The organism is Ekhidna algicida, from assembly GCF_051379705.1.
In the GTDB taxonomy this organism is placed as follows: Bacteria; Bacteroidota; Bacteroidia; order Cytophagales; family Cyclobacteriaceae; genus Ekhidna.
Genome location: NZ_CP179868.1, coordinates 146,469 through 170,619, shown reverse-complemented (window position 1 = coordinate 170,619; position 24,151 = coordinate 146,469). Strand labels below are relative to the sequence as shown.

18 protein-coding genes are annotated in these 24,151 nt (G+C 38.1%); 8 read left to right on the top strand and 10 right to left on the bottom strand.

What is annotated here, in order from left to right:
* Positions 1-101: 101 nt before the first annotated feature.
* From ACL8WY_RS00540 to ACL8WY_RS00525, 4 genes are all read right to left on the bottom strand, one after another.
* A complete protein-coding gene (locus ACL8WY_RS00540) occupies positions 102-1,478 on the bottom strand; it encodes a hypothetical protein (RefSeq protein ID WP_436516297.1) in 1,377 nt (458 codons plus the stop codon).
* 83 nt (positions 1,479-1,561) lie between these two features.
* Complete coding sequence (locus ACL8WY_RS00535) at positions 1,562-4,156, bottom strand: ABC transporter permease (protein WP_436516296.1); 2,595 nt, start codon at positions 4,154-4,156, stop codon at positions 1,562-1,564.
* Positions 4,153-4,488 (bottom strand): PadR family transcriptional regulator, encoded by a 336-nt coding sequence (locus tag ACL8WY_RS00530; RefSeq protein ID WP_436516295.1) that lies wholly within the window; start codon positions 4,486-4,488, stop codon positions 4,153-4,155. Before ACL8WY_RS00530 ends, ACL8WY_RS00535 begins: the two co-directional genes overlap by 4 nt.
* 116 nt (positions 4,489-4,604) lie before the next feature.
* On the bottom strand, positions 4,605-5,846 hold the full coding sequence (locus ACL8WY_RS00525; protein WP_436516293.1) for a sensor histidine kinase: 1,242 nt from the start codon (positions 5,844-5,846) through the stop codon (positions 4,605-4,607).
* A gap of 305 nt (positions 5,847-6,151) precedes the next feature.
* On the opposite strand from ACL8WY_RS00525, the gene ACL8WY_RS00520 reads away from it, so the two are divergent.
* Positions 6,152-6,526 (top strand): hypothetical protein, encoded by a 375-nt coding sequence (locus ACL8WY_RS00520; protein WP_436516292.1) that lies wholly within the window; start codon positions 6,152-6,154, stop codon positions 6,524-6,526.
* A gap of 58 nt (positions 6,527-6,584) precedes the next feature.
* Entirely contained in the window at positions 6,585-6,974 is a 390-nt protein-coding gene (locus ACL8WY_RS00515; protein WP_436516291.1) for a globin domain-containing protein, read from the top strand.
* Positions 6,975-7,007: 33 nt separating this feature from the next.
* Here ACL8WY_RS00515 and ACL8WY_RS00510 read toward each other — a convergent pair whose 3' ends face one another.
* Positions 7,008-8,972 (bottom strand): ATP-binding protein, encoded by a 1,965-nt coding sequence (locus ACL8WY_RS00510; protein ID WP_436516289.1) that lies wholly within the window; start codon positions 8,970-8,972, stop codon positions 7,008-7,010.
* A 262-nt stretch (positions 8,973-9,234) separates the two neighbouring features.
* Between ACL8WY_RS00510 and ACL8WY_RS00505 the strand changes: the two genes are divergently transcribed.
* The gene (locus ACL8WY_RS00505; RefSeq protein ID WP_436516288.1) at positions 9,235-11,196 is read left to right on the top strand and encodes a hypothetical protein; all 1,962 of its coding nucleotides are present in this window, start codon (positions 9,235-9,237) and stop codon (positions 11,194-11,196) included.
* Here ACL8WY_RS00505 and ACL8WY_RS00500 read toward each other — a convergent pair whose 3' ends face one another.
* From ACL8WY_RS00500 to ACL8WY_RS00490, 3 genes are all read right to left on the bottom strand, one after another.
* A complete protein-coding gene (locus ACL8WY_RS00500) occupies positions 11,197-13,638 on the bottom strand; it encodes a TonB-dependent receptor (RefSeq protein ID WP_436516286.1) in 2,442 nt (813 codons plus the stop codon).
* 89 nt (positions 13,639-13,727) lie between these two features.
* Entirely contained in the window at positions 13,728-14,645 is a 918-nt protein-coding gene (locus tag ACL8WY_RS00495; protein ID WP_436516284.1) for a FecR family protein, read from the bottom strand.
* A 48-nt stretch (positions 14,646-14,693) separates the two neighbouring features.
* Positions 14,694-15,209: an RNA polymerase sigma factor gene (locus ACL8WY_RS00490; protein ID WP_436516283.1), complete on the bottom strand. Its 516-nt coding sequence runs from the start codon at positions 15,207-15,209 to the stop codon at positions 14,694-14,696.
* 155 nt (positions 15,210-15,364) lie between these two features.
* Between ACL8WY_RS00490 and ACL8WY_RS00485 the strand changes: the two genes are divergently transcribed.
* Both ACL8WY_RS00485 and ACL8WY_RS00480 read left to right on the top strand, forming a co-directional pair.
* Positions 15,365-16,516 carry a hypothetical protein gene (locus ACL8WY_RS00485; protein ID WP_436516282.1) on the top strand — a complete coding sequence of 384 codons (1,152 nt, stop codon included), beginning with the start codon at positions 15,365-15,367 and terminating at the stop codon, positions 16,514-16,516.
* Between the two features lie 99 nt (positions 16,517-16,615).
* Entirely contained in the window at positions 16,616-17,818 is a 1,203-nt protein-coding gene (locus ACL8WY_RS00480; RefSeq protein ID WP_436516281.1) for a hypothetical protein, read from the top strand.
* Positions 17,819-17,821: 3 nt separating this feature from the next.
* Here ACL8WY_RS00480 and ACL8WY_RS00475 read toward each other — a convergent pair whose 3' ends face one another.
* Positions 17,822-18,745: an SRPBCC family protein gene (locus ACL8WY_RS00475; RefSeq protein ID WP_436516280.1), complete on the bottom strand. Its 924-nt coding sequence runs from the start codon at positions 18,743-18,745 to the stop codon at positions 17,822-17,824.
* Positions 18,746-18,820: 75 nt separating this feature from the next.
* Here ACL8WY_RS00475 and ACL8WY_RS00470 point away from each other — a divergent pair, with 75 nt between their 5' ends.
* From ACL8WY_RS00470 to ACL8WY_RS00460, 3 genes are all read left to right on the top strand, one after another.
* On the top strand, positions 18,821-19,723 hold the full coding sequence (locus ACL8WY_RS00470) for a histone deacetylase family protein (RefSeq protein WP_436516279.1): 903 nt from the start codon (positions 18,821-18,823) through the stop codon (positions 19,721-19,723).
* A gap of 255 nt (positions 19,724-19,978) precedes the next feature.
* Positions 19,979-21,559 (top strand): histidine ammonia-lyase, encoded by a 1,581-nt coding sequence (hutH, locus tag ACL8WY_RS00465; protein ID WP_436516278.1) that lies wholly within the window; start codon positions 19,979-19,981, stop codon positions 21,557-21,559.
* 10 nt (positions 21,560-21,569) lie between these two features.
* Positions 21,570-23,570 (top strand): urocanate hydratase, encoded by a 2,001-nt coding sequence (locus ACL8WY_RS00460; protein WP_436516277.1) that lies wholly within the window; start codon positions 21,570-21,572, stop codon positions 23,568-23,570.
* On the opposite strand, the gene ACL8WY_RS00455 is transcribed toward ACL8WY_RS00460, so the two are convergent.
* Positions 23,567-24,145, bottom strand: coding sequence for an EF-hand domain-containing protein (locus ACL8WY_RS00455; RefSeq protein ID WP_436516275.1), 579 nt, complete (start codon positions 24,143-24,145; stop codon positions 23,567-23,569). The genes ACL8WY_RS00460 and ACL8WY_RS00455 overlap by 4 nt on opposite strands.
* Positions 24,146-24,151 lie beyond the last annotated feature (6 nt).

The following is a 24,151-nucleotide window of genomic DNA, read 5'->3' as shown; positions in this document are numbered from 1 at the left end:
AACTACTAGGTCTAGTACTTCTTTCTGATCTGACAGTGAAATGTTGAGCGCAATACAATTCAGAATCAAACAGATATTAACTATGAGTATTTCTTAACCCTTCAATCTCTCACTCCAAATGGCTTGGGCTGAAAATCAGGACTACTTTCTTTTTCCTCTTTTGGAGCAGGTTTGGGTATTGGAGCTAGTGTTTGATCTCGATAGAAAGGGATATCTGAGATGATTCTGCTAAATGTTGAATCAGTGTAAGTTGAGACCTGAAGATGATGCACTCCTTCATCTAAATCACTAATATCCAAATAAGTAAGAAATCCTCTTTGGTCCGATTCAAGCATGTAGTGAAAATACCATCGTGGAACATTTGCCTCCTGGTAGTCTATACCAATCTTAAAATAGTTCTGAACAACCATTGCTTCTAGTGCTGCCGATAATGTATCCGGGTAGATTTCACGTAAAGAATCCAATGGTGTATGCTCTAACATTCGTTCTTCATAGGCAATATGCGCTGCTACAAATAGTTTTAGCACATTGCCTGATATCACATCTGAAGGTATTTGAGCTCTCCAAGATGGCTGTTTCACATTTTGATCAATATAGTTGCCTGAATAAGCTGTATATCCCTGCCTTGAATTCCAAACTTCTAGTCTGCTTACTTTGTCACCTGGAAAAATGGTATTGGCAATTGCGCCCGCCCCCACCATACTAATGAATGCAAATGCTACAAGAAACAAGAAAAAGGCCCATTTATTGAAATTTGTAACAATTCCATAATAAATCGGCCGGTAAAAACGGGATAAAGTAAGAATGCTTATCAGCTTATGAATAGGCCAATAAAGCTTTGAAAACCACTTAAATCTCCGCAAATATCCAAGAGTTACAAAGTCAACCAGGCCAAGTAAACCAATACTTACGACCACAAGAACATAAATCTGAAACGCATCAAAAAGCGGACCCTGAAATCCAAGATCAAGGTAAACATACGCAACAGTAAAGGGCACGATAACCAGCACAAGAAAGAATAAGTAACCTCCGATCAAGCTCATGAAAAGCATGAAGGAGAGACTAAAAAGCGAGCTACTAATTTTTTCAAGTTTCATGACGATATGCTCATATGAGGGCGTATTTTCTACACGGTCCTTGAATTTGCCCTTGTAGCTAATGTTCTTGCTTACTATGCCATCAGGAAATGTGTAGCTCAAACCAACCATCCCAATCCATATCCCTCTACAAATTAAATGTAGAATAAGACCGGTAATTAGCCAGTAAATTCCCATTTTGAATAAGGCAACCAGATTATTGATATCTGAGGAATTGCCAAAAATATTAAGCTTGAAAAAAACCAGAAAGTCATCCAATAGCTCCGGAACCTTAAACATTCCATAAAGCACAATTCCTGAAAGTAATATCTCAGGCTCCCAGCTTCTCTGTTGGAGTTCGGTCAACCACTTTGGTACGATCGATTGCTTATCCTCATTCATATTTGATAAAACTAATGAAATGAGGTTAAATCATTTGAAATGAAATGAGGAATACCTGAACGCTAAGTATTCCTCACATTTACTTATTCGGTTCTAAGCAAATCTGCGGGGTTAACATTAATGGCTTTATAGATTTGACCCGCTACTGTTATGATGAGTGTAGTTAGTATGATTGCCATAGCCACAATAAAAGGCCATACGCTCACCGATTTGGTGTCCGGAAAAATGGATGTCACCATATTCATCATTCCATATGCGCCTAACGGAGCTCCGATTACGAACGATATCAAGAGAACCCAGAAATATTGCTTACTGACAATCATTACCAGAGCACGTGGTTCAGCTCCCAACACTTTACGTACACTGAATTCCTTCAGCTTACCCTGTACATTAAAAGAGAGCAGCCCGTACAGCCCTAAGCATGCTAGTACTATTGCAATACCAGATATAAATAGCAATAATGTCGTATTGGTGTTATTCTCCTGATAGAAGTCATCAAACGCATCTTTCTGAAAAATACGATCAAATGGATCATTCGGAGCTATTTGTTGCCAAGCTAGTCTTGCACTGGCTTCTAATTCCGGAAGCTTTTCTGGTGACGTTTGAATCGTAAGATAATGAACGCGATTTGGATCCAAGCCTTTGATCATTACAGGTTCAATAGCAGAAAAGAAATTATAGTAATGGAAATTTTCTACTACACCCACTACTGTCCTTCTGATGCTATCATAGAGAAATGTCTGCCCTAAGGCATTATCCCAGCCCATCGATTCAGCGAACTTTTCATTAATAACAACATTTCCCAACAGATCTGTAGCATTGTCGGTTAGTGCTCTACCTTCTTTGATTTTGAAGCGAAAAGTATCGAAGTAATTTTTGCCTACCGCAATTTGTCGAATAGGTAGCTGCTTATCTCCAAGCTCCAATGAACTTTTAGCAATGCCTCGTCCAATCAAATAATCTGAAGCTGTATATGACTGAACTGCAGGGTGATTTATAAGTTCATTTTTAAGCAACTCATATTGGTCCGTATTATTAACATAAATGGACATGGTCCCCGATGGATCATAACCCCAGTCTTTTTTCCCCAGATAAATGTTTTGTTCGGTCATTATAAAGCAGCCCACAATGGTTGTGATAGCTAGGAAAAATTGAACTCCTAACATTACCATTGAGAATTTATTTCTAGAACCAAATTTCTGATTTCCCTTGAAAATGGTGATTGAATCAAACTTGGATATATAAAATGAGGGATACGCTCCGGCGATCAATCCAACGACCAATAAAAGGCCGACTAAAAATATTCCTAGCATCATTGGATCTGCAGTTCGAAATTCTACGTTTAGCTCTGGAATTAAATGATCAAACCAGGGAATAAGCAGAAAATACGCTAGTAAGGTTCCAACAATTAAAGCAAAAAAACATTGAAGTAGATTTTCCGTCATGAACTGTTTGATAATCTCTTTCCTTACACTTCCCATAACCTTGCGAAGAGCTATTTCTTTCAATCTTTTAGAAGCGCTTACTACACTGATATTCATGAAGTTAAAGCACGCCATGCTTAACAAAAATATGGCTATGACTGTAAGTGCTACCCTACCGGCCGGATGTCCACCACCAGCTACTGCACCCACTATTCTATACGCATTTGCTGATAGATCCTGAAGTGCCATAACTTCAAATTTTCTAACCTTCCATTCTGGATTACTGCTATTTTGCAATTCAACATAATCATCAAATGAATCATAAATAGATGAAATGCTTTCTCCCTCTTTAAGCATTATGAAAGTGGCATCCGTCATGAATGCCCATCCCTTCGTTTCCTCAATCTCCAGATCAAAAAAGTTATCCATCGGAAGGAAGAATTGATAGTTCATGCTTGTATTATATGGATACTCAGCCAGCACAGCACCTACCATAAGCCGTTTTATTTTCCCATTACCGAACTTGAATGAAAGTTCCTTTCCTATTGGGTCTTCATCGCTGAAGTATTTTGTGGCCATTTCCTTACTAATAACGACATGATTCTTGTTTCGCAAGACATCTTCATTCCCGTTTATCATTTCAAAATCGAACATTTCAAAGTATCCCGGATCAACAAAGAGTATAAACTCATCGAATACATCGGCACCAGACCTCACGCTCGAACTTCTAAATTCAATTCTCGAAAAATTCTCTATCGATGATTGACTTGAAGCTAAATCTGGTCCCAATTCAATCGGTGTATCTCCCCAAAGCTCCTGACTACCATCCTGCTCTATATAATTAGTGATTTGGTAGATTCGATCGCCATCTGCATGATAGCCATCCATATTGAGTGACATATCATTAAATATGTATATAGAAACAGCGAAGCAAATAGCAATAGCTAGCCCGAAAATATTAATAGAAGAGGTGACAATGTTCTTGCGGATGTTCCTAATCCCGAGCTTTAGGTAATTCTTGAAAAGCATAAATTGGTTCATAGTAGTAAATTTTGAGTTTGACTTTTTGATATTGGACCATCGAAAGAATCGAAATACGTCCCAAACAAATTTGACCTTGGCCACTTTAGGGTTCTTACGCTCAATGCGTCTGTCAAAGAGTTCGTAGATGTCTCCTTCTATTTCCTCTAAGAATCGTGGATTACAATACCACCGAAGAAACCGATCGGCCCATTTAGGTGGCTGAGTATTCATATGGAGAAATTATATGTGATATTCGGAATTCTCTCATACAAGGCTTGACGCAAAGCAATACTTTGGTCAATTGCTAACTTACCTTCTTTGGTTAGTGTAAATAACCGCTTCCTTCTACCACCTCTTTCATTAGTAGATCCTCCCATTCTTGATTTGAGTAATCCCTTCTCTTCTAGGCGTCTAAGCACAGCATGCACAGCGCTTATGTTCATATCTCTGCCAGCTTTTTCCTTTACCTCATCCATTACAGCAACGCCATACGCTTCGTCAAAGAGTGACCCGACGGTTAGCAACACCAATTCTTCTAGCTCTCCAATGTGTGTCCCTTTCATGTATTCTCATTTTATTTGTTGTAGAATACGTGAAAGTAATCAATTAGTTGTATAAAATATGAAACAAATAGATTTATGAAATCTATCTTAATTAAAATGACTTAGTGCAAAATGATTTAGGAACGTCCCGTCGGAAGGTAGCATTGAACTGAGGTTCCTTTCCCCGGCTCACTTTTCAGATGGATTCTTCCACCTATTTTCTGCATTTGGAACTTGGATAGAAATAAGCCCATTCCAAGATTGGAATTACTATTCTTACTAAATCTACTTCCAGCCTTGAATAGTTTATTGCCATACTTTTTCATATCGATTCCTCCTCCAAAATCTCTAATTCTAATGATCAAATAGTCTTCATTTTCAGAGTGATCAATTCTTATCCGTTTTGTTGCATGATTTGTACCAAACTTAATAGCATTCGAAAAAATATGGCTGAATATATTTTCCAACATTTCAAGTTGAGAGTTGACTGTAAGTCTTTTTGGTAATAAATTTTCTACTTCAATCTCATTTGCGTCAATCACCTTCTTATGCCAATCCAATACTTTATTGATTACCGCATACACTTTGACCTTGGTCATTTCTTCTGTAATCAGATCGTTTTCATGTGTTAATATTCCATTGATATCTGCTATGGATCCGTTTAGCTTTTTTACAGAGTTACTAATCATCTCAATGAATCTTTGTTCATTAGGATTGATCAATAAGTATTCCGTTAGACTTGCAAGATTGCTGCTAAATGCACGTAAGTGATGCGAGGTGATAAATGCAAACTCCTTTAGTCTTCGGTCCTGCTCACTATTTTTTTCAACCAACTTCTTAATTGTTGCTGATTGCTGCTGATTGACGATAAAGTTTGCTGCTAATGCACCAAATGTTTTGATAAAGTCTAACTCTCCATTATTTAAATCACGGGATTTATCACTAAAGCCGAATGTTATATACCCTGGTTTTTTATTGCGATAGCTAATCTTAAAAAGCACCACTGAACTATGCCTCTTAAGGCGCAATATTTTCTTAAGCTGGGGTGGAGTGTGTAAGTCGTTAGTATGAAAATAGAATAAGCTGTCACTTTGATTTTTGAATAGAAAATTAATAAGATCGCTTTCCTCTTTGATAGCACTGGAAGACTTCTTAGTTTCATCTAAAGTCCATGAAATCATGTATTTGTGACTTTTATCTGATGACTTTATTACACTTTCAATTTGATCTACCCCAAGGTATTCACCGACTAGTTTGAATGAGCTTCTGATCGTATTTTCCCAGTAGGAAGTTGAATCTGAAAATATTGAAGAAATTTCTGTGAGAAATGGTACGACTCCATTTACAGTTTGGTTTGGCGGAATGAGTTGTTCGGACATTTAGATAATTCGTATTGATTTTTATAACCTTTTATGAAGAGAGTGGTGCTTGCAACTAAGCAAAGTCAACACACGACAAAGTTAGATTTTGGCTTTAGGCATCAATAATTAATGATGTTTACAATTGGTAAGCTTCCACTTTAAAGTCTTTTACTAAATCCGTTATATAATATAATAAAACAAATTCTTTTATGTATACGCTTAGTACACCTGCACTATAATGAAAAAAACGACGACCCATGATACTTTCGTAGACTATAGTACCACCTCTAAATCAAAACCTATAACAACTTTAATTTTTAAAGATGAAGTTTAGAGCAAATGCAATAAAGATGTGGATCATGATGGAAATAACTCCAATGGGTTGGGCTTCTTTGATCACTCGAGCCATGCCAGAGCTGCTTGAGCATAATCAGAAATTTTCAGCTTATTATATCCATGAGCGAACATCCTGGAGCGAAATGGAAGTTGATATAATCAATTGGTACCTGAGAAAAATGTATCGAATGGAATTGCCATTAGAGGTTTTAACTAGTAATGTATATCTAAGGGTTAGCCTATTTGACCATTTCGGAATCTCTTTAATTGAAGCTATTGTGAATTTTAAAGAGAAAATTTCTAGGCTTGGGAACAGTATGAAATTCAACAGGCAGCATAAGATAAGTAATAATGCTAAGTGAATCTCAAGTGCGTTTGATTTATTACTCTTGGGAGGTTCTCAGCGAGAATCCTCATTCGATGACGAAATTCTACGACCATCTATTCGATATAGCCCCTGAAACTATTCACTACTTTCCCGACGATATCAGCAAACAAAGTGACAAACTGGCGCATACAATGAATTTTGTGGTAAGTAATTTGACACGATTAGAAGATATTAAAAATACGATTGAAGAATTAGGCAGATTCCACAATAGACTCGATATAGAACCTGAACACTACCTTAAACTAAGTACTGCACTGGTTAGAACAATTAAAGAAAATATGGGTGATAGATATAAGGATGAAATTGGTGAGGCCTGGAATAAAGTATTAGAATACTTATCGCAAGTAATGCTAAATGCTCGAACAAAAAAGAGAAAAAATATTATCGCTAATCTAATAACCCTATTCAAATCATCCTATTGAGTTGACAACCAATAGGATAATTGATGGTTCATTTCAAATTTCGATTGGTCCTTTATTTGGGATACCATCAATTTGATCATGATTCCCATTTTGTGGAGAATCCATATTAGACCAATCTTTCATTGGAAGCAAAAAGTGAAAAGTAGTACCTGCTCCTTCAGTGGAATCAAACCAAATTGAACCTTTGTGAAGCTCAACGATTTTTTTGCAGTGGGCCAAGCCTATACCGCTACCTTCATAGGAATTACCGTGTGCTCTTTCGAATAAATTAAAAATCTTTCCTCTATTCCTTTCAGGAATACCAATGCCATTATCTTTTATTGAAAACTCGTAACGTCTGGTGTTTTTATGAGAACGATATGAGATTGCAATTTTTGGAACCTGATTGTTTCTTGAGAACTTAATGCCATTTGTAATCAGGTTTTGAAATAACAGTGACAATTCTACTCTCGAGCCTTTTACAGTTGGTAAATAATTAATATCCAGAATGGCACCCGATTCCTGTATCAGATGGTGAATGTCTTGCTTTAAATCATCAATAAGTGAATTAAGGTCTACTTCTTCGAATACCAGCTCCTTTCCAAGTCGTCCATGCTCAAGCAAGCTATCAATCATCGATTTCATTCGATTAGCACTTGACATTATGAAGTTTGCCATTTGTCGAGGTTGATCACTCAGCTTGGAGTCAATTTCATCTTTTACTATATTAATACAGCTAATAATAGTATTCAAAGGGGCTTTCAGATCATGACCAGCTACGTAGGCAAATTGTTCTATTTCTTTATTCTTTATTTCCAACAGGTTGGATTTATCTTCAATTACCAGTTGCTTAAGTCTTAAATCGTCTAAAAGCTTCTTCTTTAATCTATCGCTCTTAAATAAAACAGCGAGCAACAGTAAGAGTAAAGCGGCTAAAATTGCTGTATACAAAAACTTAAGATTAGCTTCTGATCTTTTCTTTTCAAGCAGCAGAATCTGCTTTTGATTTTCATTGTTCTCATTTTCTAATTCAAGAACCTTAAATCTTCCTTCAATTTCTTTTCCTCTCAATTCTTTTTCAAGTTCATATTCGAGTTGCGCATATTTAAATGCATTTTCAAAATCTCCTATTTCTAAATAGACTTCTTTCCCTAATCTGTGAATTGCTTGTCTTGTGTACTTGTTATCAATTGTATCATTACCAATCATGGCTGAGTCTAGGTAGACTAAGCATTCTTTGAAATATTTTTTTCGCAAATGAGCCCATATCATATTGGCCATTACATCGTTAACCATTATCGGATCATCCTTGGAAAGACTTCTCGATTTTTGCATATACCTGATACCTTCATCAATTGTTGAGTCATACTCAGAAAGAATTACCCCAAGGTTTAAATAGTTAAGTCTCAAACCATAGCTATCATTAAGTTTCTCCTTTCGTTCTATTGCAATTCTGGAATACTTTAATGCCATACTAGCATCATCTGCATCATAGTAATATGTAGCCAGATTTGTATACACTCGGGATAGTATTTTTTCGTCACTGATGAGTTTACCTAATTGTTCGGCTTCTTTTGTGGCATCAATTGCTTTACCATATTGAGTCATCCCGTGATAAACCCCACTGATGCTAAGCAGAGCATTTGCTTGCAGAGACAAATCTCCGATTTCGTATGCCAGCCGTTTGGATTCATTCAAATAAGCAATCGCTATATCATACTTTTTATACGCTTGTGAGGTACCTAAATAGTAATTGGCTACTGCCTCACCTTCTTGATATCCAATGTCTTTAGCAATTTCTAATGCTTTGGCAGCAAGTATCCATGTGATAGTCGATTTAACCTTTAAGTATTTAGATGCAGATAAGTTAAGTGAATCAACTTGCTGTTTGCGTGTTTCTAAATTGGTTGTTATTGATTCAATAATGGAATCAGCTTTTAACTCTAAATCCTGAGAGAAGCCACTCAATGTGCTTATGAATAGTATTATATACGTACAATGTTTTTTCAATCTTGTCAATTCTATCAGATTTTGCTGAATCACTTAAGCGATCTTCCTATTTATCTTTAATTCCATTTTAGATAGTTTTTCAAACTTGCTTTGATTTTTTCAAAATGAAATATTAAGAGAACTGTTTTAAGTTCATGTACACCATTTGTAGTCTTGTTTCCATTCAGCTATCCTTAATTGATTGCAACTAGTGAAAATGAATGCATTGAAAAAAAATATTTTTCATCATATGAACTATTAGTTCACAACTAATTATTTAGATGAGGTCTACATGCTATCATTGCCGAATAAGACTAGCATTTCTGTTTTGAATAAATTTTCATTAGGTATTTATTTCTTATTGTCACTGGGGCTATTTAGAATTTCTGAAGCTCAAGTGGATACAATTAGCGTAACGCGAAATCAAGTGATGATTTTTGAAGATTCCTTGTATGCGCCAAAAAAGGATACTTTGTTCATAATTTCTGATACTCTGGAATATCAAATTTTTAGTAACAAATATGTTTTGTCAGAAGGTTTTTACGATTCAGTCTATTCCGTGGCAAAGCAAAATCGGGTGACAAAAGAGCTATTCAATTTATTGATAACTAAAGATCAATCTACCGATCCATTTGACACTAAGGATCCTGTTAAAAGTGAAGATTTTTTTCAGGCATTTCTCAACAAAAGGATCACTTCAATTGAATATGTCAGCGTTGATTTATTTGGTGGTTCAGTAAACGATACTACGCTTAAAGCTCAAAGCAGTGTTGGGAAATTGAGCAATGAACTACACCGTAACACTACTTTCGAAGCGGTTGATCAATACCTACTCTTTGATATTGGAGATTCAGTAGATCCGTTCAAAATGGCTGACAGTGAGCGAATTATCCGTTCACTTTCTTACATAGAAGATGCTCGAATAAGCTTATCGCCCGACCCATCTGACAGTGATGCTGTGAGGGTAATATTAATTGTTAAAGACAGGTTTCCATGGTCGATCGATTTATCGGTTGATGAAAACAGCGCTGTAAGAGTTGGTTTTATCAATCGAAATATATTGGGTACCGGAAATGAATTTGGAGTTGGTTACTTATATAATAAAGAGGAGAATCCTAATCATGGATATGATGTAAGCTATACTGTCAGAAACATTGAAAATTCATTTATTGATGGGACTGTTTTTGCTTCCAACAACTACTTAGGTAAGAGCAAGGGAATAACATTTAAACGTGATTTCATCTCACCAGAAATAAAATACTATGGAGAAGCCACTCTTGAGCATGTAGAACCTATCAGAGACCTCATTTTTGCTGATTCATTATATGAAGAGAATTTTGAAATAGACAGGAAAAGCTATGATTTGTGGGGTGCTAGATCATTCCAATTTGGTAAACGTAAAAACTTAAGTTTTGCGCTAAGATTACAGCATGATTATTTTTCTGAACGCCCTACTGTTCAGCAAGACAGCAATGAAATATATCAAAATCATCACTTCTTGGTGGGAGGTGTTTCATATAGCAAGATCAACTACTTGAAGACGAAGAATATCCTCTCCTTTAACATTACTGAAGACATTCCTGTAGGATTTATTTATTCCATTATTGGAGGTAAGGATTGGACCGAGTTTGGCGTAAGAGATTATAGAGGCTTTCAAGCTAGTTACTCATTCTACAATGATGTAGCCGGTTATTTTCTATTCAATCTGGAGTCCGGATATTTCACCCAGCAAAATCGCAGAAATAATGAAGTCATACAATTCGATGGCCGTCATTTCACTCCGCTTTTTGAATTAGGAGATGCCTATTCAAGAATATTTACAAGACTACATTTCTTTAATGGTGATAGGTTTTCTATACCTCAGTCTCAAAGCCTACTAGGTGAAAATAGATTTCGAAATATTACGGGAAACCGGATTGAAGGAAACAAATTATTTACGCTATCGACAGAGTACGTGGTTTTTCAACCTTGGTATTTCTATGGATTTAGATTTGCTACATACGCTCACTTAGGTTTAGGTCATGTAAGTGAGTCCAGGGTAAGAGATCCATTCTCTAAAACCTACTATACAATGGGTGGTGGAGTGAGAATAAGAAATGAAAGTTTGGTTTTTAACACTTTTGAGTTTCGTGTTTCCTTGATTCCAAATCCTCCAACTGAAGGTCAAATTTTCTTCTTTAAAGTGTCAATTTCAACGCCTAGATTTTTTGAAAGTCCTAATGTGACTAAACCTAAAATAGTAGGTTTAGATTAATCACCAGAATACTCTGAACACAAGATTTGGAGTAATGCCTAACGAGTAGACACGTGTATCTATTAACTCGTTTTCAAGCGATGGCGTGGTTCTAAACTCCCTGTTAAGCAAGTTTCTTTTATTGTAAAGGTTAAGTACTGAGATTCCCACCCTGTACCTGATATTCGAATGTTTGTTAGAATGAAATTCCCTCATAGCTGAGAAATCCATTCGATGATAGTCCGGAAGACTATTGGCATTTATTGCGTCATACATGATTCGAACTGATCCACTGATATCTGCTGATTGAGATACTTCTGTATACGATTTGCCACTATGCCATAGCCAACCTAAGGATAGCTCCCAATCATTCAAGTGGATAATATTAGACCACCTAATTGTATGTTCAATACTCCAACTACCTGGAAACGACTCATTGTTGTTAATGCCTTGAAATGAATTATCAGTTTTCAGATATGAATAACTGAGCCATGTTTCGAACTGAGGCACGATTTTCTTGACCAAAATATCTGCTCCATGAATACTACTCTCTCCTACTCTGAATTCATTTTCAATTCCATTCAAGTAGCCAAAAATCAGTGTAGAAACACCATCCAATCTCTTGTAATAGAGTTCGGTCTCTGCAAACCAGCCATTCTTTTCATAGTCAGAACCGACTGTCAGCTGATAACTGGTGAGAACAGGGAATCGTTCTGATGAGGCGATTGCCCAAACTTTGTTTTCGAGCGAAAGATCACTAACTACTGATTCCTTAATCTGACTCGCTATTTGTGTTCTATATTCTCCTGAAAGTGAAGTCGTTACGTGTTGTGATAACCTGTATTGAACGTACAGTCGTGGTTCAACGTAGTGATCGTTTAATTGGTGATAGTAACTAAACCTGACACCTGGTTCGATATGTAATTTCCCATTATCATACAGATAATCTAAGTATCCCGCATGTGTTGTAACCTCAGAATCATCGCTATCAAGCACAATTTGATAAGTTGGTGACTGTGTTTCATAGGCATACCTAATTCTGGTATTGGTCAGGTGATATCCACCTCTTAATTCACTCTTACTATTCAAAATATAGGCTGTATTCAATTGATGAGTACCTTCTTGCACAAAGTTCTTTTTGCTACTCTGAGTAATAGTATCTGGCACTGTTTCTATAAAATCATATCTCAATATATACCGTGAGAAACTGCTACTTGCATCAAACATCCATTTGGTATTCGGCCTACTTTTCCATTGGAGGTTGAACCCTTCATTTTCATGTAAAAGCTGATCATTGAACGTTTGATTAATCGCTTGATTGGTAGACGAAAAATTCAATTGATTACTATTGTATAAACCATTAAAAATCAGTCGATTGTCTTTGTTTATTTCCCAGACAGAATTAATGGCTAAATCTGAAAAGTAAAAGTCGTTTTCAGATTGCTGATCGTCCGATAATGCTTCGCCTATTTTTGTGTTTTGAAATACACGATCAGACATTTGTTGATAGGTTGGTGTTTGAATAACATCCGTGAAAGATCTCCTTCCTGATACTTGGAGAGAAAATTTGTCCTTTACTAACGGCACATTAACAAAGCCATCGGCGAATAATAGATTAGTGCCTATACCTCCTGAAAATGAATCCATCACCTTGTCGTTCGAGGAAATATCTATTACGGCGGATATCCGATCACCATATCTGGCAGGAGTACCATGTTTTATGAATTTTACATCTTCAGCTATGTAAGGGTTAAATGCTGAAATCATCCCGAAGAAGTGGCCTTGACTATACGTCTTTATGCCATTCCATAGAACCAGATTTTGATCCGGCAATCCTCCTCGCACATGAATGCCTGCGGCTGTTTCAAAAGGACTATTAACACCGGGAACCTGCTGGATACTTTGCAAAATATCAGGCTCTGCTAGCCCAGAAAGTGCTTTAAGTTTATGCGGATCAATTTGGATTTGATTTTTGTTTTTTGATATCCCAGTCGCTAAATAATTTGTAACAACGATTTCATCAAGCTCTTCAATAGACTCTGTCATACGTAGATCTACATAGGAATTAAAAGGAAGTCTGGAGACTTTCAGTCTTTTGGTAGCATAGCCCAAATACCTTAGAGTAAGCCAGGAATCGAACGGAATTGAGTCCAATTTGAATAAACCATCCTCGTCGCTGATAACACCTTCTGTAGGACCGTAACTTACAGATACACCCAACAGTTTATTGCTATTATAGTCTGTTATATAGCCACATAGAGATATTAAGTCATTAGGTATGTAGGTTCTTACGACGTAATAGCTGTCTTCAATTTTCTCAAATCTAAGTCTCGAATCCATCTCTAACTTATGAATGCCCTCTGCTAGTGAAAGTGTAGTGTCATAATCAACCAATTTTCCTTCAATCACCTCATCCACATATGAAAATTGGACACTATACCTATTCTGAAAATCAAGAAGCACTATTTTTAAATCTGTCTGGGCAAGCCTATTCTGAGACCAACAAAATGCAGGCAAGCACAGCAGACAATAAAAAAGGCAGCGGGGGTTCATCAGTCTTTGCTGAGTACAATTACATTTCCTTTCTTTTCATATTTGATATTAATCGGATCCAGCACAATTTTCAAGGCTAGATCTAAATTGTCATGAGGAAAGGTTCCGTTGAATGACAGCTCCTCCAACACATCACGACCCTCAAATTGAACGCCATATTGATTTTTAAGCTCAATCAAAACATAGCTCATTGGGACACTTGTGAAAGTAGATTTATTGGACAACCAGGAAGGTTGATTGAGAAGGATATTGCGGCGCAGTAGAGCAGAACCTCTTGTTCTCCGCACACCTGTTTTTGGTTTTAATATTTCTTCCTCATCCAAACTTGAAACTTTAACACTTCCCTCATAACACAAAACCTCAAAAAAATCGTCCAGTTCCTTTATGGTAAATTCGGTTCCTAGAACCTCCACATCACCACTCTTGGTCTTCACAAGAAAGCGATTGCCCTTCTGCACTTTAAAGTATCCTTCACCTTCAAGTGAAAGTTCACGTTTATCATCCCAATTATCTGCTAAAAACGACAAAGAAGAGTTGGCATTAAGAATCACTTCTGATCCATCGGGCAGCTCGATATTCATTTTCTGACCAATCATAGTTTGGTAGGTAGTAAGGTCGGAGCTGAAAAAAATAGTGTAGGCAAAAAAACCAAACAATACAGCAACAGAAGCTGCAGTCGCAAATACCCATAGTTTATTTTTTGACCTGGTCGGAGAACTTTCCTGATCTGTGTTTTCCTTAATCTTTTGCAAAATCTCTAGTTCGTCAAAACCACCCGGCTCAATCAACCCAGAACCATCAGCAATTTTTTTGAAAGCATCATAATTCTTGCTCTTTTTGAAAGCCTCGAGCTCTTCTTCACTCAGCTCATTGTTGATCCAGCGGCTTAAAAAAGTATCGTCTTTAAATTCACTCATAATATATTTCCTAATACACCAACGCGGAACATACCTACATACCCTACCCTATACATCACCAATCTGTTCTCTTAATTTGAGCAGCGCCTTATGCATTGATTTTTCAATTGCTTTTATCGATACACCTGAAATTTCCGCTATCTCTTTATAGGTCTTCTTCTCCACCCGACTCATCAAAAAAACCTCACGCTGTTTCTCTGGTAGTGATGATATCGCATTTGTCAGTTTTTCCATAAACTCTTTTTCCAGAATAAGGAATTCCGGTGATTCTCCATCCTTGTCTGATTTAACAGCTCTCTCGGTGTACTTCAGATGTACTTTCTCAGATCTTTTAAGACTAGTGCCTAAGTTCGTCGCTACTTTAAACAGAAATCCTTTAGCCGTATCTAGTGTGACCTTAGCACAATTTTTCCAAAGCCTGATAAACGACTCCTGAACAACGTCATCAGCTTGTTCTGCATCTCCGAACTTATAATAAATGTAGTTTCTTAACGCCTTGACGTTTGACGTGTAGAAGGAATCGAATTGTTCTTCGTTGCATAATGGTTTGTCTAATTCCGCCATATCTAAAACTAAGCTATCCGATTTTAAGTCAATGCAAAAATGAAAAGCCTCAATAAAAATATTAAAAACCGGGGGTAGGGTCTATCGTACAGGTGTGCGTTTCAAATGCAAAACCGGGAAAATCCCACAAATAATTGAAACTAAATAAAACACCCATGAGATTACTAAAATCCTATAGCATCCTAGTAATACTTATTACTGGTATGCTAATGAGTGCATGTAACACCGATGAAAATCCCTGTCCGGGAGTTGGCATAGAAGTCGACATTGACAGTGCCAATCTTACCGCAAACTTGATAGCAACCGGATTGGATGACATAGCTTTTGATCTATACGTGAACGACCAGCTTATTAAATCTGTTGAGGCCGGCGAGTTAGACTCAGTTGATTTATCCTTCAGGTTTGAGCCAGGTGAATACAAAATTTGCGTGAGTGCGGAATCAGAAAGTTGCGATCGTGAAATTGAGGGTTGTGTAGAATTCAAAATTGAAAACCCCAACAAGGAAGAATGCCTCGGGCTAGAGTTTAGGTCAGATATGATTGACAACTATTATTATAAATTCTTTGCTGACTTTGAAGGAATTGATACAATCGAATATGCATGGGTTGTAGATGGAGATGTCGTCAAAGAAGAGCCAATCTCTGACAGCAGAACCAACTACCTGGAATGGGATTTTGAAGCTGGTGAGCATACGATATGTATCATAGCCGAAAGCGATGATTGTGGCGAAGTAGAATATTGCGAAGTGATTGTGGTTGAAAATGAATGTGTGGAGGAAGTCGCCTTTGAAGTGGAAAAAGACAACTCATACACTTACTATTTCTATGCTGATTTTGAAGGGAAGGAATACACGAAATACAAATGGTATGTAAATGATGACCTGGTAGAAGTTGAGTATCCTGATTCTACAGATACGGATCATAAGCTATTCTGGCAATTCGATATTGGAACACACAATGTGTGTCTTGTATCAGATCAAGATGGATGTGAATCTGTAGAATATTGCGAGACGATAGAGGTCGAAGCAGTACCGTGCCTGGAGCTTTCTTATACCGCAGAATTGACCGAAACTGATACAACCGATTTTTACACGTTTACCGCTGATTTTGAAGGTAAAGATGATGTGACTTATATCTGGAAGGTTTTCATTGATGATGACTTCCAACATCAAGAAGTTAGATATGCGGATAGCGAAGATGATCATTTGTTTGTGTGGCACTTCGAACCGGGTGTGGAGTATGAAATATGTCTGAAGCAAGATGATTGCCAGGATAAACAAGTATGTGAGGTTTATTCAGTGGATTAAACTCACTTTCTAGGTTAGTTGATGAAGGGGAACCTGCCATCCAAGTGGCGGTTCCCTATTTTTGAAGTCGAATAGACTTAATTTTGAGTCAGGATCATTATGAAATTAGAAGCAGCGATAAGAAGATTGAAAGTTTGGAGCACGCTCCTATTCATTCTATCGTTGCTGGCTATTCAATCGTGCGTTTCGGAAGATGATTTAGACTTACCCGATATAAATGACGAGACTGAATTAAGAGAAAGCACGGCTATCGTCTCTACCTTAAGAGCCATTGAAAATGGTACACTCAGAGAAGATGGCTGTTTTCAAATTCTATTTCCGCTCAAACTTCAATTCAATAATAGCATTACAATTTCGATTACCGACTTTGCCGGCCTGAATGAGGCAGCAGTCAACGCTACCTCCGATCAGCACATCAGTGCCATAGAATTTCCATTTATCGTCACTAAGAATGATTTGATTAAAAACATAGAGAATGAACAAGACTTTACAAACCTATTAGACGATTGTGAGATATTAACATTAAGAGATGAATTTGATCCCTTTTATACGCAATGTTTTGATTTAGTCTACCCTGTCACAATGCTGGATATAGATAGTAATCAGGTTGTAATAGACAATCAAAGTGCTTATTTCGATTTTGAGTTTCAACAAGGATTCGACAAGCAGCCTACGTTTGAATACCCTATTGAAGTATTTAATTATGCTGAGGAAGAAACCACCCTAATTAAGTCATCATTTGATCTTTTTGAAGTTTTTGATTCCTGTGGTGAATGTCCTGAATTGTTTTTCAGAATTGATACTGTGAGTATCAACCGATTTGTTTTCCAAGCCGACTTTGAAAGAATCAGTGAAATTCCTTACGATTGGTATATAAATAATGAAAAAGTAGAATCTGACGGAGGCTCCGATGATGCAGACAATCGGTTAACAGAAACTTTCCCTTCAGGACAATTTGAAATTTGCATCAAGTCCACTCTCCCCAATGACGATTGCTTTTCTGGCACTGAATATTGCAAAATGATCACTGTGGATGCGTGTCCGTTCGTGTCCTTCGAAACCGATACAATCAATAGCAACACATTTAAATTCATTGCCAATTTTGAGACAAAAGATTTACTTGATTACTACTGGGCAATCTATAAGAATGACGATCTGATTTTCTCTGAACTCGAAGACAGTTCAGGAGATGATGAACTGCTATACCAATTTGATGTTGGAACTTATGAAGTTTGTCTCGAAGCAGAAGTAGATCAATGCCCGGAAGTTTTACGCTCTTGCATAGAACTAATTGTAGATTAACCGCTATTTAAGTGGAAAGTGAATCTCGGTAACTAACTCCTTCTCGGGAGTTGTCTTCGGATCGTTCTGATAAACTTCAAATGGATATAGCTTCTTGTGGTGTTTAAACTCTTTGTTTCTGATCATAGCCTGCCCCGTGCTCCATGCATTTCCTAAATGCTTATAAGCTCCAACATGCCTAATCTTTTCTACATTAATTTCTGGGATCCCACCAGTCGTAAAGTTGTCCGGTAGATCAGAAGGAATTTCCTTAACCGGAATACAGGCAATGTAATTAACACTACCTCCAATCAAATCCCACTTTCGGTAAATAGTAAATGGACTTCCAATCGCAATGTCTTTCTTTTTCTCTGCATATGCGTGAATCATTCCATAATCGGCTTGCATTTGTAATGCGATTGTTTCGAATGAGCATGAAGTCTGAATACCAATCCATTGACAGGCTTCAAATTTCGATTTACCGAGAAATTCCAGCTTAGAATGAATCTCTCCTTCCTCAACGTATGCCTTTAACATATTCAAACCCCGATCATAATCTGATCCGATAAATGCCTTCATCATTTTTCTCATCCAGAAAAGGAAGAAAGGCAAACTACTATTCATCTTCCAGATTACCTCAGTACCACCTTCAACTGAATTCAGATCAAAACTTGTAGTATTTGCAGACTTCCAGGGCTTTATGAAGTTTAGATCAAATTGAATATATTCATTTTCTCTTGCATCTCTTAAATGCATATTACCGGACCCGAGCCTATCCCCGTCCCATTCATAGGATTTGTTATCATCAGCAATCGTCACCTTAGCTTCAGGCTCCATGAGAAGCCATGGGGACCATTCCACCCATTTATGAAAATCATTTAATGCAGGATAGATAACCTCTGCAGGTGCATTAATTTTGATGGAACGCTCAACTGTTATTTTCGGCATATCATAGATTGGGTTTTGGACTCATAGACAAGTTAATACACACAAACATTAATGTAAAGGAAGAGTTATATCGAGATGTTAAGAATTGCATGGTCAAGTAACTATAATCATCCCCTCCCTCCAAAGCACCGCTTTCCGATGGAAAAGTATGACTTGTTACCGAAACAATTGGTACATGAAGGAACAATTGAGGAAAGTAATCTATTCACCCCACGCATGCTTACAGAAGATGAAATATTAGACGTGCACACAAGCGGCTACTGGTCAAAACTCCAGAAACTAGATTTCACAAGACATGAGGAAAGACGCAGTGGCTTTCCGATTACGGAAGGTCTTGTAAATCGCGAACTGACCATTAATGGAGGTACCATTGAATGTACAGAATATGCACACGAATATGGCATAGCAATGAATATAGCAGGAGGCACACATCATGCTTTCACAGATCGAGCTGAGGGATTTTGCCTATTGAATGATATCGCTATCGCCTCTGCTTACCTGTTAAAGCATCGAAAAGCTTCCAGGATATTAGTGGTTGATCTGGATGTCCATCAAGGGAATGGTACTGCAGAAATATTTCAAAAAAATGAGCATGTTTTCACTTTCAGTATGCATGGAGAAAATAACTACCCTCTTCACAAAGAAAAATCTGATCTAGACATCCCCTTAAAAGACGGCACAGATGATACTACATATCTTGGTTTATTAGACCATCATTTAAACTCACTTCTAGATACGGTTAGTCCTGATTTCATTTTTTATCAATCTGGTGTCGATGTTTTAAAGACTGATAAATTAGGTCGACTGGGATTAACAATAGCAGGCTGCAAAAAGAGAGATGAAATGGTGATATCAGCTGCCAAACGGGAGGGCATTCCAATTGTGATTTCTATGGGTGGAGGTTATTCAAGTGATATTCGCCAAATATTAGAAGCACATGCAAACACCTATCGATTAGCTCAATCAATATTTTACTAGGTTAAGTGGCGCTAATTCACGAAAAAACTTCATAAGCACCAGCCATACTCTTTTTTAGCCAATTGTAAAAAAGCCCACAACCATTCTATGACTCAGTAGTTATATGAGTAATAATCCTCTTCTCCGAAGAAATTCTTTGTTGAAGGATTAGGTTACTAAAACTCCGAATGATCAAAGGATCATTCGGTTTTTTTATTTAAGGCTTATCATACGTTTCTTTGAGTCATTAAATTTGTTGTCTTAACAACTTTTACAATGACTACAACCCCTACTGTTTTTCATTATGGTGAAGATCACCTAACAGCTAGCATAGCGATATCAATTGCTCACGGAAATACTCAAGGTGTACTCTCAGCCAAGGCGAGAAAAGTGGTCAATGAAAGTTCCGATGCTGTGAAAGTCATTGCAAATGGTGACAAAGCAGTTTACGGCATCAACACCGGTTTTGGCCCACTTTGTACTACGCAAATATCTAAAGAAGAAACAAGCACACTTCAAAAGAATTTGCTGATGAGTCACGCGGTTGGTCTCGGGGAACCTATAAAGGATCACATTGCCAAGCTGATGATGATTCTGAAAGTTCATGCCCTTGCAAAAGGTTTTTCAGGCGTCCAAGAAAGCACCATTGACAGAATCATATTTCATATAGATAATGACATTACTCCACATGTTCCTGAACAAGGTTCTGTGGGTGCCTCGGGGGATCTGGCTCCCCTATCTCACCTTTTCTTGCCGCTCATTGGATTGGGAAAAGTAAAAGTCAATGGCTCCTACATTGAGACAGACAAATGGTTGAATAGTGCTGGATTAAAGCCAATTGAACTTGGAGCAAAGGAAGGACTCGGGTTAATTAACGGAACGCAGTTTATTGCTGCCCATGCCATTAAGGTAGTTGAGCAATTGCAAAATGTACTGGTACATGCAGATATCTCGGGAGCGCTAATGGTGGAAGGGTTACTTGCTTCTGTAAAGCCATTCTCACCTGAACTTCATGAGGTGAGAGCGTACAAAGGAAGTAGGCATGTCGCTAGCTTTATCAGTTCACTTTTAGATGGATCTAAAGTTGTGCATTCGCATGCTAACTGCGCCAGAGTACAAGACCCATATTCCCTTCGATGTATTCCTCAGGTACATGGAGCCTCGAGAAATGCCTGGCTTCACGTCAAGGAGATGCTGGAAGTAGAAATCAACTCAGTTACAGATAACCCAATTGTATTTAATTCAAACCATACGATAAGTGGCGGAAACTTTCATGGACAGCCTTTAGCTCTGCCCATTGACTATGCTTGCCTGGCAGCATCAGAAATTGGCAATATTTCCGATAGAAGAATCTACCTATCATTGGAAGGCGACACTCCCGGCGTACCAAAGCTCTTGCTTAGGGAGACCGGCACTAATTCTGGATTTATGATACCTCAGTATACAACAGCTGCACTGGCAAGCGAAAACAAAGGGATGTGTTTTCCCGCTAGCGCAGATAGTATTCCCACATCGTTAGGTCAGGAGGATCATGTGAGCATGGGCTCAATTGGAGGAAGGAAGGCATTGCGAGTCGTGGAAAATGTAGAAAAAATAATTGGTGTGGAAATTTTCTGTGCCGCTCAAGCTGTGGACTTTCACCGCCCTTTGAAATCAAGTAAGATCATGAGCGCAATCCATGATCATGTGCGATCAAAGATTGCTCATATTACCAAAGATGTAGTGATGAATGAGATGATGGAGACAGCTATCGAAATGGTGAAGAACAAAGAGCTTATAAGTGTGGCACAAGAAACCGCAGATAAGCATTCAATCTCACTTAAAACCGATTTTAGCTCAGATTTTGATCTTTATTAAAACAGGAAAGATGAAGTTTAAGGAACAGATACTCCAAGGAATACCCTCCGAATTACCACAAAGCAAGCCCCTTGGGGAGCTAGTAAATCGAGCACCAAAGCGCAAGGATATTCTCACTGTTGAAGAAAAGAAATTGGCAATTAGGAATGCGCTTCGATACTTCCCTTCCGATTGGCATTCGACACTGGCACAGGAATTTGCTCAAGAGTTAAATGATTTTGGGAGAATTTACATGTACAGGTTCATGCCTGAATACAAAATGAATGCAAGACCTATTGATGAATATCCAGCACAATCCAGGCAAGCAGCGGCCATAATGTTGATGATCCAAAACAACCTGGATCCGGCTGTTGCCCAACACCCAGAAGAACTAATAACCTATGGCGGAAATGGGGCGGTCTTTCAAAATTGGGCTCAATATTTACTGACTATGCAATATTTGGCAACCATGACCGATGAGCAGACTCTGCACATGTACTCAGGACATCCACTTGGACTCTTTCCTTCCCATAAAGAAGCACCAAGAGTAGTTGTCACAAATGGAATGATGATCCCCAACTACTCTCAGCCAGACGACTGGGAAAAATTTAACGCATTGGGAGTCACTCAGTATGGTCAAATGACGGCTGGGTCGTATATGTACATTGGCCCACAAGGAATTGTTCATGGAACCACGATTACCGTGATGAATGCTTTCAGAAGAAAACTAGGAGCAGATTCGTCTTCAGCAGGTAAAATTTTCCTCACGGCTGGCTTGGGTGGAATGAGTGGAGCACAACCCAAAGCAGGAAACATCGCCGGGTGTATCACTGTCTGTGCTGAAGTAAATCCTAATGCAGCTTATAAGCGTCACGAGCAAGGCTGGGTGGATGAAATAGTCGATGACATCAGCAGATTAGTTGTACGAGTCAAAGAGGCTAAAGATAAAAGTGAGGTAGTCTCAATCGCCTTTGTTGGTAATGTTGTAGATGTCTGGGAGCAATTTTATGAACATGATATACTTGTAGAGCTTGGATCAGATCAAACATCTCTGCATAACCCCTGGTCAGGAGGCTACTACCCTGTTGGAGTAAGCTTTGAAGATTCTAACAACATGATTCGAAACCAACCAGAGGACTTTAAGCTAAAAGTGCAGGAATCTTTAAAAAGACATGCTGCTGCAGTAAACAAGCATACTGAAAGAGGGACTTATTTCTTTGACTATGGCAATGCTTTTCTGCTTGAAGCTTCTCGTGCAGGTGCAGACGTAATGGCAGAAAATGGAATTGACTTCAAGTATCCCTCCTACGTTCAGGATATTCTTGGTCCGATGTGCTTTGACTATGGGTTTGGTCCGTTTCGCTGGGTATGTACATCCGGAGATGCACAGGATCTTCGCAAATCCGATCAATTGGCGCTCAAAGTCATGACAGAAATAAAAGCTCAGTCTCCACCCGAAATCCAGCAGCAAATGCAAGACAACATTAGATGGATTGAGGAAGCAGAGAAGAATCGCCTGGTTGTCGGCTCTCAGGCTCGTATCTTATATGCGGATGCCGAGGGTAGATCTAAGATAGCCGAGGCATTTAATAAGGCGATAAAATCTGGTGATATTTCGGCTCCAATAGTGCTGGGACGTGATCATCACGATGTAAGTGGAACTGACTCTCCATTTAGAGAAACCAGCAACATCTACGATGGCAGTCGATTCACGGCCGATATGGCTATTCAAAATGTTATAGGTGATAGTTTTAGAGGAGCAACCTGGGTTTCCATCCACAACGGCGGAGGAGTTGGTTGGGGTGAAGTAATAAACGGTGGCTTTGGAATGCTGTTAGACGGCTCTGATGAGGCAGATCGCAGATTAAAATCAATGCTGTTTTATGACGTTAACAATGGCATTGCAAGAAGAAGCTGGGCCCGGAATGATGAAGCCCTATTCGCGATTAAGCGTGAAATGGAGCGAACACCAGATCTAAAAGTCACAATTCCTAATCTGGTTGAGGATTCAATTATTGATGAGTTAGGCTAGATTTCTGAGTGTGGTTCAGAATCCCAGTTTCCAAAAATCCAATTTCCGTGCAAGGTTGGATCATTAGATGCAAAAAATTCTTCAACAGCAGTCATTAGATCGTACCTCGATAACCTGTAGCTCTGTGTCTTATCGAGCAAGCTAAAAGCTTTGTCGCAGTAGGTTCGATCAATTCCAAAAATGTCATAGAAGTCTTCGTATTCCTTTTTTGATATAAAACCATCTCGATTTTGGTCAAAAAAATCAAACATGAAATTGAAAATCAACTCTTTGTAATCATCAAGTGTATCTTCATCTCCTGACAAAATCACTTCTTTGAGGAAGAAATCTACCCACTCTCTTTCTGTTACTTGATTAAAAGCTAGTGGTTTTATATCCTTAACAAGTGAATTAAAGAGCTTTACCGCTTTTTCTGTGATTCGTTTATGCTCCTTGCTATTTGGCTCATGATCAAGCCGAACACGCACTTTCTCCACCATTTCAGTGAAATCGTCCATTTGGAGACAGCTATTGTTATTCAAATCCAGGATACGAAAGAAGTAGCCAAGCTTCTTTCTTTGAAATTCTGCAGACATATATTG